18 protein-coding genes are annotated in these 16,903 nt (G+C 35.9%); 16 read left to right on the top strand and 2 right to left on the bottom strand.

The annotated features are described in order from the left end of the window. The first annotated feature begins 8 nt into the window (after positions 1-8). The 5 genes from BD31_RS08260 (at position 9) to BD31_RS08280 (ending at position 5,140) form a co-directional block, all read left to right on the top strand. Complete coding sequence (locus BD31_RS08260) at positions 9-1,166, top strand: AAA family ATPase (RefSeq protein WP_048097601.1); 1,158 nt, start codon at positions 9-11, stop codon at positions 1,164-1,166. After that, the gene (locus tag BD31_RS08265) at positions 1,163-1,474 is read left to right on the top strand and encodes a hypothetical protein (RefSeq protein WP_048097602.1); all 312 of its coding nucleotides are present in this window, start codon (positions 1,163-1,165) and stop codon (positions 1,472-1,474) included. Before BD31_RS08260 ends, BD31_RS08265 begins: the two co-directional genes overlap by 4 nt. 105 nt (positions 1,475-1,579) lie before the next feature. Then, positions 1,580-3,127 carry an acyl-CoA carboxylase subunit beta gene (locus tag BD31_RS08270; protein ID WP_008301102.1) on the top strand — a complete coding sequence of 516 codons (1,548 nt, stop codon included), beginning with the start codon at positions 1,580-1,582 and terminating at the stop codon, positions 3,125-3,127. 6 nt (positions 3,128-3,133) lie between these two features. Next, a complete protein-coding gene (locus BD31_RS08275) occupies positions 3,134-4,621 on the top strand; it encodes an acetyl-CoA carboxylase biotin carboxylase subunit (RefSeq protein WP_008301048.1) in 1,488 nt (495 codons plus the stop codon). A gap of 6 nt (positions 4,622-4,627) precedes the next feature. Further along, positions 4,628-5,140, top strand: coding sequence for an acyl-CoA carboxylase biotin carboxyl carrier protein subunit (locus tag BD31_RS08280; protein WP_008301087.1), 513 nt, complete (start codon positions 4,628-4,630; stop codon positions 5,138-5,140). 11 nt (positions 5,141-5,151) lie between these two features. Here BD31_RS08280 and BD31_RS08285 read toward each other — a convergent pair whose 3' ends face one another. After that, complete coding sequence (locus BD31_RS08285) at positions 5,152-5,616, bottom strand: redoxin domain-containing protein (protein WP_008301092.1); 465 nt, start codon at positions 5,614-5,616, stop codon at positions 5,152-5,154. 154 nt (positions 5,617-5,770) lie between these two features. On the opposite strand from BD31_RS08285, the gene BD31_RS08290 reads away from it, so the two are divergent. Genes BD31_RS08290 through BD31_RS08340 form a run of 11 tightly spaced genes read left to right on the top strand, consistent with a single transcriptional unit; the run spans position 5,771 to position 16,107 of the window. Beyond that, positions 5,771-6,103, top strand: coding sequence for an NADH-quinone oxidoreductase subunit A (locus BD31_RS08290; RefSeq protein WP_048097607.1), 333 nt, complete (start codon positions 5,771-5,773; stop codon positions 6,101-6,103). Between the two features lie 40 nt (positions 6,104-6,143). Then, positions 6,144-6,668: an NADH-quinone oxidoreductase subunit B gene (locus BD31_RS08295; protein WP_008301079.1), complete on the top strand. Its 525-nt coding sequence runs from the start codon at positions 6,144-6,146 to the stop codon at positions 6,666-6,668. Beyond that, entirely contained in the window at positions 6,668-7,249 is a 582-nt protein-coding gene (locus BD31_RS08300; RefSeq protein ID WP_008301020.1) for an NADH-quinone oxidoreductase subunit C, read from the top strand. The genes BD31_RS08295 and BD31_RS08300 overlap by 1 nt, the downstream gene beginning before the upstream one ends. A gap of 2 nt (positions 7,250-7,251) precedes the next feature. Beyond that, positions 7,252-8,388 carry an NADH-quinone oxidoreductase subunit D gene (locus BD31_RS08305; RefSeq protein ID WP_008301120.1) on the top strand — a complete coding sequence of 379 codons (1,137 nt, stop codon included), beginning with the start codon at positions 7,252-7,254 and terminating at the stop codon, positions 8,386-8,388. After that, entirely contained in the window at positions 8,389-9,687 is a 1,299-nt protein-coding gene (gene nuoH, locus BD31_RS08310) for an NADH-quinone oxidoreductase subunit NuoH (protein WP_008301054.1), read from the top strand. It abuts the gene before it with no gap. Beyond that, on the top strand, positions 9,687-10,184 hold the full coding sequence (locus BD31_RS08315; RefSeq protein WP_008301096.1) for an NADH-quinone oxidoreductase subunit I: 498 nt from the start codon (positions 9,687-9,689) through the stop codon (positions 10,182-10,184). The genes nuoH and BD31_RS08315 overlap by 1 nt, the downstream gene beginning before the upstream one ends. Continuing rightward, complete coding sequence (locus tag BD31_RS08320; RefSeq protein WP_008301116.1) at positions 10,177-10,689, top strand: NADH-quinone oxidoreductase subunit J family protein; 513 nt, start codon at positions 10,177-10,179, stop codon at positions 10,687-10,689. Before BD31_RS08315 ends, BD31_RS08320 begins: the two co-directional genes overlap by 8 nt. Further along, positions 10,670-10,975: an NADH-quinone oxidoreductase subunit NuoK gene (nuoK, locus tag BD31_RS08325; protein WP_008301028.1), complete on the top strand. Its 306-nt coding sequence runs from the start codon at positions 10,670-10,672 to the stop codon at positions 10,973-10,975. The genes BD31_RS08320 and nuoK overlap by 20 nt, the downstream gene beginning before the upstream one ends. Beyond that, positions 10,975-12,528, top strand: coding sequence for a complex I subunit 4 family protein (locus BD31_RS08330; protein ID WP_008301088.1), 1,554 nt, complete (start codon positions 10,975-10,977; stop codon positions 12,526-12,528). The genes nuoK and BD31_RS08330 overlap by 1 nt, the downstream gene beginning before the upstream one ends. A 3-nt stretch (positions 12,529-12,531) precedes the next feature. Next, a complete protein-coding gene (locus BD31_RS08335; protein ID WP_008301127.1) occupies positions 12,532-14,610 on the top strand; it encodes an NADH-quinone oxidoreductase subunit 5 family protein in 2,079 nt (692 codons plus the stop codon). A 12-nt stretch (positions 14,611-14,622) separates the two neighbouring features. Further along, the gene (locus tag BD31_RS08340) at positions 14,623-16,107 is read left to right on the top strand and encodes an NADH-quinone oxidoreductase subunit N (RefSeq protein WP_008301083.1); all 1,485 of its coding nucleotides are present in this window, start codon (positions 14,623-14,625) and stop codon (positions 16,105-16,107) included. Here BD31_RS08340 and BD31_RS08345 read toward each other — a convergent pair. After that, positions 16,097-16,903: polyprenyl synthetase family protein (locus BD31_RS08345; protein WP_008301065.1), on the bottom strand; the 807-nt coding region annotated here is incomplete at its 5' end. The genes BD31_RS08340 and BD31_RS08345 overlap by 11 nt on opposite strands.

Below are 16,903 nucleotides of genomic sequence, written 5' to 3' on the forward strand. Positions count from 1 at the left end.
TAAAATTGATGTGGTCTGAAAAATATCGACCTCAGATTATTTCTGATATGGTGGGAAATGAAGAATCACGTGCAGCCATAATGGAATGGTTTGTAAAGTGGAAAAAAGGCACCAAGCCACTTCTTCTGGTTGGTCCTCCTGGTATAGGAAAAACTACAATTGCATATCTTGTAGCCGAACAATTTGGATATGATATGATTGGTCTTAATGCAAGTGATGTAAGAAGTAAATCACGAATTAATGAAATTCTAATGCCTGTTTTGGCCAATGTCAGCGTTATGGGAATTCCAATGATCTTTGTAGATGAAGTAGATGGAATTCATGGACGTAGTGATTTTGGGGGTGCTTCAGCACTTATTGATATTCTCAAAGAACCTACAGTTCCAATAATTCTTGCAGCAAACAGTGACACATCTGATAAAATGAAGGGTATTAAAAAAGCAGTAAAAACAATTTACTTCAAAAAAATTCCTCCTCGTCTGTTACGAATTTATCTTGAAAATATTTTGAAAAAAGAAAGTGCAAAATTAAGTCCAGGTTCTTTAATCAAAGTAATTGGCAAATCACGAGGAGACATTCGTTCTATGATTAATCTTACACAATCATTTGTGACTGGATTTAACCCACAAACAGAAACAACTTTTGAAAATATTAACATTGAAGATGGAATCAATGCTTTTTTTAAAGCAAATTCAATTGAAGAAGCTAGACTTATTTTGTATTCTATGCAAATTGATCCAAGAGAAAAAATTAATGCGTTTTATTCAAGTATCATTACAAGTAATATCGATAATTCAACACTTGCAAAATATTTAGAAATAATGTCTAATGCAGATATGCTTTTTGGAAAAATTATGAAAACTCAAAATTGGAGACTCTTAAGATATCTGAATGATATTTTAATAAAATTATATCAAAATGATGATAGAATAAGATACTCTCAATACAATCTTTCATGGCCATTACTTAATAGAATTCGTTGGGATGGTGCCAAAATAAAATCACTGTCATCCATTATGGCAAAAAAATTACATTTGTCATCAAGTTCTTTTGTAACCCTTTGTCTTCCTTTTGTTTTATTTTGTATTAAGAATAAATCACTGGAATTGGAATTAGAAGAAACTTTTGGTGATATTATTGAAAAGGAGATTGATCTAATTCAATGAGCTGGCGAAAAATTCCTATGAAATTCCCAGGAACATGTATTGTATGTAATGAAAAAATCGAGATAAATGAAATTGGATTATGGGCAAAAGGATTAGGTGTGAAACATGAAAAATGTGCTCAAATCGATCAATTACAGTGTATTGTATGTGGAGCACCTGCAGGATGCCCCAAATGTGAATTTCTCGAAAACTGCGATATTCCAAATGTGTCCCAATTCTGTATTTGTAAAAAATGCAGTGAGGAAAAAGATGCTTTTAGTTATTATCAAAAATCCACAAACAAAAAATTCCCCATTCTCAACTCTTAACCTTCTAAAATAATCAAATATCCATGAATTTTTGTAAAAATTTCATGTTGCTGAAATTCTCAAACTAAATTAATATATGAAACCGTCTTGCTTTAGGTTACTGTTATGCATTCTGAAAAGATTGAAGGATATACTAAAAAGAATAATACAGCATTACAGGGTGGTGGTCAAGATAGAATCAAGGCTCAACACGATAAAGGTAAGTTAACTGCTCGTGAACGAATCGATCTTTTACTTGATGAGGGAACTTTTACAGAAATTGATCCATTAACCACACATCATTACCACGAATATGATATGCAGAAAAAGAAATTCTTTACAGATGGTGTAGTGGGAGGATATGGAAATGTTCATGGTAGACAAATCTTTGTTTTTGCATATGATTTCACTGTACTTGGTGGAACACTTAGTCAGATGGGAGCTAAAAAAATTACTAAATTAATGGATCATGCAGTAAAAACTGGATGTCCAATAATTGGAATAATGGATTCTGGTGGAGCAAGAATTCAAGAAGGAATAATGAGTCTTGATGGATTTGCAGACATCTTTTATCATAATCAATTAGCTTCTGGAGTAATTCCACAAATTACTGCAAGTATTGGTCCTTCAGCAGGAGGCTCAGTATATTCACCTGCAATGACTGACTTTGTAATTATGGTGGAAAAGGTTGGAACTATGTTTGTCACAGGTCCAGATGTAGTCAAAACTGTATTGGGTGAAGAAATCTCATTTGATGATCTTGGAGGCGCAATGACACATGGTTCAAAAAGTGGTGTTGCACATTTTGTTGCACAAAATGAATACGAATGTATGGATTACATCAAAAAATTAATTTCATATCTACCTCAAAACAACACTGAAGAGCCACCAAAAATCACAACTGATGATGATCCAAATAGATTGGATCATAACCTGATCAATATCATTCCAGAAAATCCTTTACAACCTTATGATATGAAAGAAATTATCAATTCTATTGTTGACAATCATGAATTCTTTGAAGTACATGAATTGTTTGCTCCAAATATTATAGTGGGTTATGGAAGAATGAATGGTAAAGTTGTAGGAATCATAGCTAATCAACCTATACATCTAGCAGGTGCACTTGATATTGATTCTTCAAATAAGGCAGCACGTTTCATAAGATTTTGCGATGCATTTAACATTCCCCTTATCACTTTGGTAGATACTCCTGGATACATGCCAGGTTCTAATCAAGAACATAATGGAATAATTAGACATGGTAGCAAACTGCTTTATGCATACTGTGAAGCTACAGTTCCAAGAATTACATTAGTTATAGGTAAGGCATATGGTGGTGCTTACATTGCAATGGGAAGTAAAAATCTTAGAACTGATATTAATTATGCATGGCCAACTGCCAGATGTGCAGTTTTAGGTGGAGAAGCAGCTGTAAAAATCATGTATCGAAAAGATCTTGATGAAGCAGATGATCCTGAGACACTTAAAAAGCAATTAATTGATGAATTTGCAGAAAAATTTGAAAATCCATACGTTGCTGCATCTCATGGAACTGTTGATAATGTAATTGATCCTGCTGAGACTAGACCTATGTTGATTAAAGCATTAGAAATGCTTGCAAGCAAACGAGAAAAACAACTTCCAAGGAAACATGGAAATATCAATTTGTGATTAAATATGATTGAAAAAGTACTCATCGCAAATAGAGGAGAAATTGCTTTACGAGTTATTAGAACTTGTAAGGCCCTTGGAATCAAAACTGTTGCAGTCTACTCTGATGAGGACTATAACTCAATGCATGTAAAACAGGCATCTGAAGCATATCATATTGGTGAAGCGGCACCTTCAAAATCCTATCTTAATCAAGAAAAAATTCTTGAAGTAATGATGGCTTCTGGAACAGATGCAGTTCATCCTGGTTATGGTTTTCTTTCTGAAAATGATGACTTTGCAAGACTTTGTGAAAAAAATAAAATTATTTTCATTGGCCCAAAAGCTGATTCAATGAATCTTTGTGGTGATAAAATGAAATGTAAAGATGCAATGCTAAAAGCTAAAGTTCCAACTGTTCCTGGAAGTCCTGGTTTAGTAACAGATGCTGATGATGCAGAAAAAATTGCAAATGAGATAGGTTACCCTGTAATGCTAAAGTCAGTTTACGGTGGTGGTGGACGTGGAATTAGAATCGTCAATAATGATAAAGAATTGCGTGAAGGCTATGAATCTGTAACTGGTGAATCTATTGCGGCTGTGGGAAAATCTGCAATTTTAGTTGAAAAATTTCTAGAAAAAACCAGACATATTGAATATCAATTTGCTAGAGATACTCATGGTAATGTAGTTCATATCTTTGAAAGAGAATGTTCGATTCAAAGACGTAATCAAAAATTAATTGAGCAAACTCCATCACCAATAGTTGATGAGGAGACTAGATCTCGTGTAGGTGAGCTAGTTCGTAATGCTGCTACTGCAGTCGATTATACTAATTTGGGAACAGCTGAATTTTTACGAGCAGATAACGGCGAATTTTATTTTATTGAAATAAATGCAAGATTACAAGTTGAACACCCAATCACTGAATTTGTTTCTGGATTGGATTTGGTAAAATTACAATTAGATATTGCAAATGGAGAACCAATACCATTCAAACAAAGTGATCTTAAAATGAATGGTTATGCTATTGAGTGCAGAATTAATGCCGAAGACACCTTCTTGGACTTTGCTCCGTCTACCGGACCTGTACCTGATGTAACAATTCCTTCGGGACCTGGAGTTAGATGTGATACTTATCTATATCCTGGATGTACTGTATCACCATTTTATGACTCTCTTATGGCAAAGCTCGTTACGTGGGGTCAAACATTTGAAGAATCAAGAACTAGAATGCTTGCTGCATTAAATGATTTTTACATTCAAGGTGTTGAAACATCAATTCCACTTTATAAAACAATTCTAAATTCAGAAGAATACAAAAATGGAGAACTTTCAACTGATTTCCTTAAACGTTTTGATATGATTGATAGATTAACTACTGATCTAAAGAAAGAAAAAGAAGAAAAAAGTGAAGCTGCAATAGCCGCTGCAATAATTCACTCTGAATACTTTAAAAGTCGCGTACAAAGTAATGCTGCCAATAACTCTAATTGGAAATATAATTTGGATTGATGATTAATGGATTACAAAATAACTGACATTGAAAAATCCTTTGATGGTAAGATTGTAGAAAATCTTGGAAACAATGATTATGTAATTAAGATTAATGATAATGAACATAAATTAAAAATCATATCCATGAATTCTACTGGAATTGAATTCATTTTGAATCAAAAATATCACAAAGCAAAATATCTTGATCAATCAACTAACGAAATAAATATTGTAATTGACAATGTTCCTATTACAATTAATCGTCACACTCACTTTGATGAAGTTGTCTTCAAACATTCTGGCGGAGCTGGTGCTGGAAATGCACAATTATCATTGAAGAGTCAAATTCCTGGCAAGGTCGTATCAATTTCTGTTGCTGAAGGTGATTCTGTAAAGAAAGGCGATGTGATTTGTACATTAGAATCAATGAAAATGCAAGTATCAGTAAAAGCACACAAAGATGGAGTTGTCAAATCCATAAAAATTAAAGAGACTGCAACTGTAGCCAAAGGCGACCCAATAGCTGATATAGAATAAAAATAATTTCCTTATTTCAGGAAATTTTTAATCTCTTCATAGTTTGGTTCTTTTAATGGATCTTCTGAAACCCATTTGTAACCAATTTTTCCATCTTCGTTAATAACAAAGACGGATCGTTTTGCGGCATTGTATCCTTTAATGTGAAGTAAATCCGGCATTAATATTCCATAATCACGAATTGTTTTACTACTATAATCTCCCAATAGTGGAAAATTAAAGTGATTTTTTTCTGCAAATGCTTTATTTGCAAATGGGCCGTCATTACTGATTGCCACAACTTTTGCACCTAGATCAGATATCTCCTTCCACGAATCTCTAAAATTACATAGTTCGTTTTCGCAAACTGGAGAACTTGCAGCAACTATGAATGATAAAACTATTTTTCCGCCTTTATAGTCATCCAAAGTTCGCATCTTCAATTCTGTATCTGGAAGCTCAAAATTAGGAGCAATGTCTCCAATATTCAATGACATGATCGCTGTTTGACAATGTTCTATAAAGGACTTTAGAAAAATAATTTTTTTAGAAATTGATCTAAAAAAGGAAGAATACCTTTTTATACAAAAATTAGGGTCAAAAGATGAATTGGTCGGGGAATTAGCGGGCAATTATAGTACCGTTGTATTGATGTTTGGTTTTGCTATAGTAGCAATGGCTCCAGCGTTAGTTATTTCAAGAATGCTTTCTCCTCGAAAACGAAGTAATCCTGTTAAATTTTTGCCAATGGAATGTGGTCAAGTTCCATCTGGAGAGGGAAGAACTCATTTCATGATGCAGTACTATCCTTACATTCTGATGTTTGTTGTCTTTGATGTGATGGCAATATTCTTGTATGCTTGGGGTAGTTCTCTTTTGGAAATTCCAAAGATTGCAACTTTACCGATGATGGGCTTTTTAGGAATTATGTTTGGTGCAATGGCATTTGCATTGTATCAATCAGGGAGACGAAGAATATGGTAGTTTTTTATATAAATTGTATTTACGAGGGTAGGGGATAAGATTGCTTAAAGACTTAGTTACACCAGAAAATGCAAATGTCTTTGTAGGAAAATTAGGAGATATTTTAGAAAGAGCAATTGATAAACCCCTGGGCTATGCCATTAATTGGGGTAGAATTTGGTCATTATGGCCAGTACACATTGAAACAGCTTGTTGCAGTGTAGAATTTGGCGCAGCATCAAGTCCTAGATATGATGTTGAAAGATTTGGTATCATTGAAGCATTTGGTTCACTTAGACAATGTGATCTTGTAGTTGTTCAAGGAACTATTACAAGAAAAATGGCACCACGCCTCAGATTAGTTTATGATCAAATGCCAGAGCCAAAATATGTGATTGCTATGGGAGCATGTGCAATTACTGGCGGACTATATTTTGATTCATACAATGTACTTCCGGGAATTGACGGAGTGATTCCAGTTGATGTTTATGTTCCAGGTTGTCCACCTAGACCTGAAACTCTAATTCAAGGATGTATGTTACTACAAGAAAAAATTAAGAGAATGAAGGCTAGGAAGTTTGTATAATGAGTTCTGATTCTGAAAAACCTAATGCAGATGAAACTCCTGAAGTAAAATCAACACCGCCTGCAACAAAAAAACCCGAAGTCGAATTACCAGCATTTGAAAAGAGCATTTCTGATAAAATTGTTGAAAAGTTTGGTGATAAAGTCGAAGTTACATTTGTCAAAGAAGACAGGGTTGGAATTAAGGCTGGTAGAGAAAATGTCCATGATGTTGCTGAATTCATTCGTGATGCCCTAAACTATGATCATGTGGAATCTGTTTCAGGCGTAGATTATCCTCAAGATAAAGAAATTGAGGTTGTGTATCATATAGGATCTTATTCTGATTCTTCATTAGCAAGACAAATTCTTGTTTTATCAACTAGAGCTCAAAGAGAAGAAAACCCAATTCCTGGAAATGATGCAACTAAACTTCCTACTCTTAGAGATATTTTTTACAGCGTAGAATTTCATGAAAGAGAAGTTTTTGAAATGTTTGGTGTTTTCTTTGAAGGCCATCCTGATAATAGACGATTACTTTTGCCAGAAGACTGGGCAGATTTACCTCCACTTAGAAAGGACTTTGCAATAAAGGGAAGATAGAGATGACCGGAGAATTACCACCTGGATTAGCACTCCAAAAAGTTGACGAGAGAATAATGACTCTCAATGTTGGACCTCAACATCCTGGCTCTGGTCATATGAGAATTATTGTTCAAATTGACGGTGATTATATTGTTGCATGTGATCCTGATCCTGGATATGTTCACCGTGGAGAAGAAAAGATGGCTGAGTATAGAAATTACATTACAAATATTCCCCATTTAGAAAGACCAGTAATTCATGATTCTTGTAATGTATTGTATCCATATGTTTTAGGAGTTGAAGAACTTGTTGGAATTGAAGTTCCTGAACGTGCAAAGTATGTCAGAGTCATTGCGTCTGAACTGAACAGATGTATTTACACAATGTACTGGCTTGCAATTTATGGTATCTTTTTAGGACACTCTACCATGTTTATGTGGCCAGCAGGAGATCGTGAACTCTTAATTGATCTTATGGAAAAAATGACTGGTGCAAGAGTAACTCATGCACATTTTGTTCCAGGTGGAGTAAGAAATGATTTACCACCAAACTTTGAAGATGTTTGTTTACGTCAAGTTAATTATTTTGAAAAACGTATCAAAGAATACTCTGCTGTATTTTATGATAATCCAATTCTAATTGCTAGAACTAAAGATACTGGTATACTTTCTCGTGAAGATGCAATAAGACTTGGAACAACAGGTTCTGTACTTCGTGCAAGTGGAGTTGATTATGATCTTAGGAAGAAGGAACCATATGATGTCTATGAAGAATTAGACGTTCACACTAATGTGATGAAAGAAGGTGATTCTTATGCAAGATCCAAAGTACCATGGCTTGACATGATGGAAAGCTGTAACATTATTAGGCAAGCATTACAAAAAATGCCAAAGTCTGGTTCTGTTAGAACGAAACTAAAACCTAATCCAAAAGGAAAGGGACTTGATTCAGTATACAAACGTGTAGAATCAGGTAGAGGATCACTAGGTTGCTATATTGTCTCTGATGGAAAAACTGAACCGTACAGACTAAAGATGAGTGTTGGATCATTTAGAAATTTAATTGCATTGCCATATCTTCTCAAAGGCGAAAAACTTGGTAACATGCCATCAGTTTATTGGAGTCTTAATTATTGGCCAGTGGAGGCAGACCGATAAATGTCAGTTATTGCACCAAAATTCAAACTAAGTGAGTTTATCAAATCATTATTAGATAATGCATTTTGGGCTGTTCTAATTCTATCTTTGATTGGTATCCCAGCAGTTTTCATTGTTTTATTCTTCATTGAAATGCCTGTGATTAATGGTGAAATACTTACACCATTTCTTGCATTAACTTGGATTGCAGATCCGTCTCGTACACTTCCAATAGTCAAAGCCTTCATGGCTACTGATATTTTTAGAGTGATGGTTTTTCCAGGATTTGGATTTGCTGCATTACTAGCTGCTGGAACAATATTTATTGAAAGAAAGATGCTTGCAAAATTACAATTAAGAGTTGGACCATTTTACTGTGGAAAGTTTGAAGGTATCTTACAATTAATGGGAGATGGGTTGAAATTAATTTCAAAAGAAATCATCATCCCTGCAAAGGCTGATAAACCTATTTTCTGGGCAGCTCCAGTATTATTTGTTGCAGCCGCAGCCGCATTTGTTGCGTTAATTCCTGTGGCTCCTGGTTGGGTAGTTGCAGATGTAGATTTGGGATTACTTGGTGTATTTGCAGTAATTGGATTTTTCCCAATCATTACTATTCTTTCTGCTTGGTCTGCAAATAGTAAATTCCCATTCATTGGTGGTATCAGAGCTTTATTCCAAATGGTCTCATTTGAAATCCCTTTGATCTTGTCTTTATTGGGGGTTGTAATGCTAACAGGATCTCTTAACTTATCTGAAATTGCTGCAAGTCAATCTAGTTTCCCATGGATTGTATTTTTACCAATAGGCGCTATTGTTTTCTTCATTACTATGCTTGCAGAGCTAGAAAGAATCCCATTTGATTTGCCAGAAGCAGAAAGTGAAATTGTAGCTGGTTGGCTAACAGAATTATCTGGAATGATGTATGGACTTGTACAATTAGGAACTTATCTGAAACTTTATGCGTTTGCAGCATTGTTTGTTGTCTTATTCCTTGGTGGTTGGAATGGCCCAATGGTTGTTCCTCCATTCCCAGCTGAAATTCTTACTGAAGGAATTGTTATGGGACCAATCACTGCACACATTCCAGGATTACCATTATTTACACAAGAGATGCTTAATGGAACCCTTTGGTTTGTTCTCAAAACAGTAGCTGTCATATTCTTCATATTATTACCAAGAGGAGTTTTCCCAAGAATCAGAGTTGACATGTTATTGAATCTTGGATGGACTAAACTAATTGGCCTTGCTTTCGTTAACATCTTTATTGCACTTGGATTGCTTTACGCTGGAGTGCTAGGACCAGGAGGATTACAATAATGGGAACTGCAACAGGTATTATTCGCGCATTAAACTCTGGAATAAAACACATTGCAATTAAGCGATTCACACTTCGATATCCTGAAGAGAAACTAAAGTTTGTAGGTGATGGTTATCAATTTGATCCATCCACTGGAGTAGGAATTGCAGGACTAAAAGGTCGTCATATGCTATTCCATGATCATTGCACTGGTTGTCAGTTGTGTTCTATTGCATGTGAAGGTGTTGCTGAAGCAATTGCAATGGTAAAGGTTCCTGATCAACAAAAACAAAACAAGAAATCTATTATGCCTCAAATTGATTATGGAAAATGTGTTTTCTGTGGTCTTTGTGTTGATGCATGTCCATTTTATGCACTTTACATGACTAATGATTATGAACTATCTTCATTTTCTAAAGAAGGTTTGATTTACACTCCTGCGCAACTACAGGTAAAACCATACGTTGCACAAGATAGTGAAATCCAAATTACTAGCAGAGGTGCAACACATGGCTGATGCTGCATTTCTTGCATTAACAGTAATTACAATTGGATCTGCAATTGCAGCACTAGAATTAAGATCATTAATCTACGGTTCAATTGCTTTAATGGGAACGCTTGGCGGTATTGCAGGATTCTTTTTCTTGTTAGATGCACCATTTGTTGCGTTGTTTCAATTAGCAGTCTATGTTGGTTCTATTGCTGTTTTAATTTTGTTTACTGTAATGTTGGTAAAAAGAGAATTGATATTCAAAAAAATCGAAGACAAGAGAAGAAAGTTTGCAGGAATTGGATTGATGCTTGTGATGATGGTTGCATTAGGTGCAGTATTCCTTGATTCTGGAATCAAAACAATTACGACTGATGAGCCTGCCACTAATTTTAGAGATATAGGTACTGACTTTGTTACCTATTATTGGCCAGCACTTATCTTGATGGGATTACTTTTGACTGGCTCTGTAACAGGGGCACTAGTTTTAGCTAAACGTGAGGATGTGGAGAATGACCAACGAGCTAATTGATTTTACACTTGTGTCTGTTGCTATGTTGGCAATAGGCATTTACGGTCTTGCAGTAAAACGTAATTTTATTCGAATGCTTTTTGCAGTTGAAATTATTATCAACGCTGCAAATCTTAACCTTGTTGCATTTGGTAGATTTTTACCCCACAGTGGAGGTCAAACTTTGGCATTGTTTTCAATAGCAATAGCTGCAGCAGAAGTCGCAGTTGGACTTTCATTAATTATTGTAGCATATCGCATGTATCAAAACGTCGATATTGCAGACTTTAGGAGTTTGAAAGGATAATGGAATATGCATTATTACAGGCAGTTTTCTTGCCATTACTCTTATCTCCAATCGCATACCTAATTGGAAGAAAAGTCGGTCCTACACCAGCAATGTGGTTTACATTTGCAATTCTACTATACACAACAATACTTGTAATCAACGCTGCACTTTCTGGAACAGTTGAGGAACACTATCCTTGGACTGAACAATTCGGCGAGTTTGGTTTCTTGTTAGATGGTTTGGCATCGCCATTTGCAATAATTATCTATGTACTATCTACAATTTTGGCACTTTATTCAAAACCATATATGATTCATAAATTCCATGAACAATTTGAAGAAGAACAAAAAATCAATGTCTCTTCAAGTGGTCAAAATTCCATAGTTGAATCATCATCTCTTTCAAATTATGTTAATGCTAAATCTGGACTTTACTTTGCACTCTATCTTGTATTTGCAATGGGTATGCTTGGAACAGTTCTTTCTACAAATCTGATTGAATTTTACATATTCTTTGAGGTAATGCTAATTCCTGGTTTCTTCTTAGTTGCTCTTTGGGGTGATGGTCCAAGAAGAAAGATCGGTTTAATGTTCTTGTTTTGGACTCATGCAGGTGCAGTCGTTTTATTGTTGGGCTTTTTGATGATTGGTTTGACCATTGGAAGTTTTAACTTTACAGATATTGACGAATCCGCAATCCCTGCTGACATTGTTATGCTTTCGGCAGTTGCAATTTCTATAGGACTTGGTGTAAAACTGGCAGTTTTTATGTTCCATATTTGGCTTCCATATGTTCACGGTTCTGCCCCAACTCCTATCAGTGCATTATTGTCACCTGCCATGATCGGAATTGGTGCTTATGGTATTTTCAGATTAATTGTTGAATTCTTACCTTTGACATTTGCAGATCTTTCAATTTGGTTCCATATCTGGGGTCTTGTTACAATGATTTATGGTGGTGCAATGGCACTCATGCAAGATGACTTGAAACGATTACTTGCATATTCTAGTATTAGTCAGATGGGTTACATCCTATTTGGCATAGGTTCAATATCTGTACTTGGTCTTTCAGGTGCCGAGATGATGTATGTAACACATGGTATTGGTAAAGGCATCCTCTTCATGATGGCCGGAATTATTATTGTTAAAGTTGGAACTAGAAGCATTACAAAACTAGGAGGATTGGCAGGAAAGATGCCAATAACAGCAGTATGTGCCGTTATAGGTGCATTAACAATAATGGGCGTTCCACCAACCAGTGGATTCATGGGTGAATGGCCTCTCTTTTTCGGAGCATTACAGACTGCAATTCAAGAAGGCTCAACAATTAGAGCTGTAACCTTTGGTTTAGGTCTTGTTGCAACTGTTCTTACAATGTCTTACATGCTATGGATGCTAAAACGTGTCTTCTTTGGAAAAACTCCCGAACATCTTGAGAATGTGAAGGAAGGAAGTTGGTACATGACAGCCCCAATGATGGTGTTGGCAGGATTCTCAATTGTAGTTGGCATTTATCCAGATATTTTCTTGAAAACAATAATCCCATACATGAACGGAGTGTTAGGAGTTTAGATTATGGCAACTGAAGCTTTTGGATTACCATTTGAAGTTGGAACTCTTAGTGCTTGGTTAGTTTGGATTCTGCCATTTGCAGCAGCAATGATTATTCCTGGCGTTGGAAAACTATCAAAACATGCAACTGGTTATGTTGCAGTTGCATTTGCTTTGATGAGTGCTTTATCTGCAGCGACAATGATTCCTGTTGCTTTGGAAGCACATGAAATGCATCATCAAATTATGTGGATAGAGGCACTTGGACTTAAAGGAGGTGTATTGGCAGATCCACTTTCAATAATAATGTCAAACGTAGTTGGCTGGATTTCATTCCTCATTATGATTTACAGTACAGGATACATGAAAGGCGATAAGGACATTGCAAGATTCTGGTTCTGGATGATGTTCTTTATTGGTTCAATGCAATTGATTGTCTTATCGGATAACCTACTTCAAGTATTCTTTGGATGGGAAGGTGTGGGACTTGCATCATACGCATTGATCAGCTTTTGGTATCGTGACAAAAAGAAAGATCATGTTGGTGTTGAAGGTAGAACTGTTCTTGGCATGCTAGATTACTATTCACCAACACACGCTGGTATGAAGGCATTCATTATGACCAAAGTTGGTGATGTGATGATGATTGCAGGTATGCTTTTGATATTTTTGTTTGCAGGTACTTTTGGATTTAGAGAATTAATGGGTGATACTGAATGGGCAACTGCAATGGCTGCTCAAGGACTTTTAGTTCCTGCATTTGTTTTATTATTTGGAGGAGCTGTCGGAAAATCGGCTCAATTCCCACTAAACGAATGGCTATTGGAAGCAATGACTGGCCCTACTGCAGTATCTGCTCTTATTCACGCAGCAACAATGGTCAAAGCAGGCGTGTTCTTGGTAGCAAGAATTGGCCCACTTGTATTTGCATTAGGTGCTGCAGGAATCATGGCAGACCAATTCTTTGAGGTTGTTGCTTGGGTTGGAGCAATCACTGCATTATTACTTGCAACACAAGGCATGGTAAATCCTGAAATTAAGAAAGTTCTTGCTTATTCTACTGGTTCACAAATTGGTTACATGATGATGGCATTAGGTGTTGCTGGATTGTCTCATCAATATGTTGATGGTTATACCGCAGGATTTTTCCATTTAATTTCACACGCAATGTTTAAAGCTTCATTGTTCATGGCAGCAGGTTCTTTGTTACATATTGTAGGTTCTAGATTTATGACCGATATGGGTGGTCTGAGAAAACAGATGAAGAAAACATATGCATTCATGTGGGCTGCTGGACTTGGTTTAATGGGCGCTCCATTTATCACAACAGGTTTCTGGAGTAAGGATGCAATATTTGCAGCGGTTTATGAATCTGGAAATGAATGGGCATTGCCATTGTATGTAATTGCTGTACTCACTGCAGTAATCACAACATTTTACACTACTCGAATGATTGGAATGGTTTTCTTCGGAAAGAAGAGCAGACACATTGAAAAGATGGAAGAAGAAGGTCATCATATACATGAAGCATCATTGTCAATGTGGGTTCCATATGGAATTCTCGCAGTGCTCACTATTGGAATTGGTCTTATTGGATTATCCACCGAAGAAGGACTCCACCATGTATTTGTAGAATATCTTGAAGAATCTTTTGGCATTCACACTATACATGTTGCAGCTGAAGAATCAATTCTTCCAGAATTCTTACAGGGCCTTAATCCCGTTGCATTAGGATCATCATTAGTTGCATTTTCAACTGGTATAGGATTGGGCTACATCTTCTATATTGGAAGATGGGTTGATCCTGTCAAATTCATTAATTCGAATATTTTCTTTTATGCAATACACAAAGTTATCTTAAACAGATGGTATCTTAATGCCATAATCTATTGGTGTTTTGTAGTAGCACCATTGTGGTTGGCAAGAGGTATTTTCAGATACTTTGAAAAGACCGCTATTGATTATGGTATGAATGACGGGGTACAGAAAGCAGTTGGATGGGGCGCAAAAGTTATCCAAGGAACTCAAACTGGTGTATCACAATCATATCTATTCGTATTTGGAGCAGGATTACTATTTGTAGTCCTGATATTGTTGATATAGGAGATTGATGAGATGTTAGAAATTACTTCAACCCCATTGGTCTTAATTGCAATCTTAGGAACTGTTGGCGTTTTACTTCCAATTATTAGTATTTCAAGAAAAGAGCAAGGCTCTAATTCATTTTATGCTATAATTGCATTTGCTGCATTAATTGTATCAGTTGCTTATGTAGGCTATCAATTCATAAATGATAATGTATCCCCATCAGCTCTTTTCTCTCAAGATGTGGTGGTAGATGATGCATTTGGTGGATTCTTTGCAATAGCAATGTTGATTGTTGCCCTCTTCACAACTGTTGGCTCTTTTAACTATATGCGAAAACAAAACTCGCCTGCTGTATACTATTCACTGATTTTACTTGCAACAATTGGTATGGTGTTAGTTGCATATTCTACTGACTTGGTAATGTTGTTTGTTGCATGGGAACTCATGAGTATACCAACATACGTTTTAGTAGGATTTATGAAAAAGAATCCAAGCTCAAATGAGGCTGCTCTAAAATATTTCCTATTTGGTGCACTATCATCTGCAATCATAGTTTACGGAATTTCAATTTCATATGGACTAACTGGCTCTACAAATATTGGTGAAGTCATTCAAGGATACTCTACACTTGATCCAACCTTATTCCCTCTTGCGTTACTCTCTGTTGGAATGTTTATTGCAGGATTTGGATTCAAGATGGGACTTGTACCTTTCCATCAATGGCTTCCTGACACCTATGAAGGTGCTCCATCCCCCATTACTGCTTTGCTTGCAGCTGCAACAAAGAAAGCTGGTTTTGCGGCAACAATACGAGTTGTAGTTCTTGGAATGGTTGTTCTTAATCTTGATTGGACTTTAGCTCTAGGTGTTATTGCAGTGATGACTATGACAATTGGAAATGTTGCTGCAATTATGCAAAAGAATCTCTCAAGAATGCTTGCATATTCTAGTATTGCCCACGCTGGATACATTTTGATTGGACTTGCAGTTGCACCTCACAGTTCACTTGGTTTACAAGGCTCTTTGTACCAAATAATGAATCATGCTATAATGAAAGGCGCTGCCTTTATTGCAATTGCAGGCATTGTGACTACACTTGCAGTTACAAATATTGATAAACTAAAGGGGCTTGGAAGACGAATGCCAATAACTGCACTTGGTTTAGTGATTGCTTTATTTGCATTAGCAGGAATCCCTCCACTCTCAGGATTTTGGAGTAAATTGATGTTATTTGGCAGTGCATTGGATGCTGGCTCTGTAATCTGGTGGGCACCATGGCTTGCAATTGCAGGTGTTCTTAACAGTGCATTGTCACTTGCTTACTATGGTTGGATTACAAGAAAGATGTACTTTGAAGGTGAAACAGAAAAGAGAGTTGCAGAACCAAAATCAATTATTGCTGTGATGATCTTCTCAACAATCTTCTTGGTAGGATTTGGTGTATATCCAGATCCACTAATTAAATTTGTAGAATTTGCAACTCCAGTTATCAGTTTAGGACTTATGCCTTAAACGAAGTAAACTTGATCAAATTATCTAAATTGGTTTTGGCGTTACTATCTGGTATTTTTCTTAATCCTTCTCTCGCTTTTTGAGCATATTCTTTTAGTAATTCTTCCATTTTATTAAAAACATCTCTTGGATCTGAACTTTTTTTGATTAGCAAATTAAACAACTTATCTTCATTTTTCCAATCCAGTAAATCATCTCTTATTTGATATGCAATTCCAATGTTTTTTCCATATTCAGTTAATGCCTCAATTTGTTCTTCAGTTCCATTTACAATAATTGCCCCTATTCTAGCTGCAACTTCAAATGCTGTAGCAGTCTTGTATTCTATAACTTTGAGATAATCATCAAATGTAACATCCTCACTAGTCTCTAGTCGATTTTCAATCATTTCACCTTCACTCATTAGCATAGCAGTAGTGGCCAAATCTTTTGTAATTCTAGCATTGTCTAATCTAGAAGATATTGCAAGAATTAATCCTAAAACAAAATCTCCTGTAAGGATACTGGTATTGTAACCGTATTTGATATGAAATGGATCCTTTTGTCTTCTCATAGTTTCATTATCGATAATATCATCATGAATGATAGATTCCATATGCAAAAATTCAACTGCACATGATGCTGCAAATGTATTTTCATCAATCTTCCCTACACTCTCAGCAGCCAAAGTCAAAATAATCGGTCTTATTCGTTTTCCACCCTCTAGAGAATACTTTAGTGGTTCAATGAATTCAGATTCAGAATATAAGGCAAGCTCATCTTCTAAAGCTTGATCTATTCTTTGAATGTACTTTCC

The organism is Candidatus Nitrosopumilus salarius BD31 (genome assembly GCF_000242875.2).
GTDB lineage: Archaea > Thermoproteota > Nitrososphaeria > Nitrososphaerales > Nitrosopumilaceae > Nitrosopumilus > Nitrosopumilus salarius.

Coding starts and splice junctions, on each gene's coding strand:
- BD31_RS08335 (WP_008301127.1), top strand. CDS start 12,532: ATGGCAACTGAAGCTTTTGGATTACCATTTGAAGTTGGAACTCTTAGT.
- nuoK (WP_008301028.1), top strand. CDS start 10,670: ATGACCAACGAGCTAATTGATTTTACACTTGTGTCTGTTGCTATGTTG.
- BD31_RS08280 (WP_008301087.1), top strand. CDS start 4,628: ATGGATTACAAAATAACTGACATTGAAAAATCCTTTGATGGTAAGATT.
- BD31_RS08275 (WP_008301048.1), top strand. CDS start 3,134: ATGATTGAAAAAGTACTCATCGCAAATAGAGGAGAAATTGCTTTACGA.
- BD31_RS08300 (WP_008301020.1), top strand. CDS start 6,668: ATGAGTTCTGATTCTGAAAAACCTAATGCAGATGAAACTCCTGAAGTA.
- BD31_RS08330 (WP_008301088.1), top strand. CDS start 10,975: ATGGAATATGCATTATTACAGGCAGTTTTCTTGCCATTACTCTTATCT.
- BD31_RS08270 (WP_008301102.1), top strand. CDS start 1,580: ATGCATTCTGAAAAGATTGAAGGATATACTAAAAAGAATAATACAGCA.
- BD31_RS08305 (WP_008301120.1), top strand. CDS start 7,252: ATGACCGGAGAATTACCACCTGGATTAGCACTCCAAAAAGTTGACGAG.
- BD31_RS08290 (WP_048097607.1), top strand. CDS start 5,771: ATGTTTGGTTTTGCTATAGTAGCAATGGCTCCAGCGTTAGTTATTTCA.
- BD31_RS08285 (WP_008301092.1), bottom strand. CDS start 5,616: ATGTCATTGAATATTGGAGACATTGCTCCTAATTTTGAGCTTCCAGAT.
- BD31_RS08260 (WP_048097601.1), top strand. CDS start 9: ATGTGGTCTGAAAAATATCGACCTCAGATTATTTCTGATATGGTGGGA.
- BD31_RS08315 (WP_008301096.1), top strand. CDS start 9,687: ATGGGAACTGCAACAGGTATTATTCGCGCATTAAACTCTGGAATAAAA.
- nuoH (WP_008301054.1), top strand. CDS start 8,389: ATGTCAGTTATTGCACCAAAATTCAAACTAAGTGAGTTTATCAAATCA.
- BD31_RS08340 (WP_008301083.1), top strand. CDS start 14,623: ATGTTAGAAATTACTTCAACCCCATTGGTCTTAATTGCAATCTTAGGA.
- BD31_RS08265 (WP_048097602.1), top strand. CDS start 1,163: ATGAGCTGGCGAAAAATTCCTATGAAATTCCCAGGAACATGTATTGTA.
- BD31_RS08320 (WP_008301116.1), top strand. CDS start 10,177: ATGGCTGATGCTGCATTTCTTGCATTAACAGTAATTACAATTGGATCT.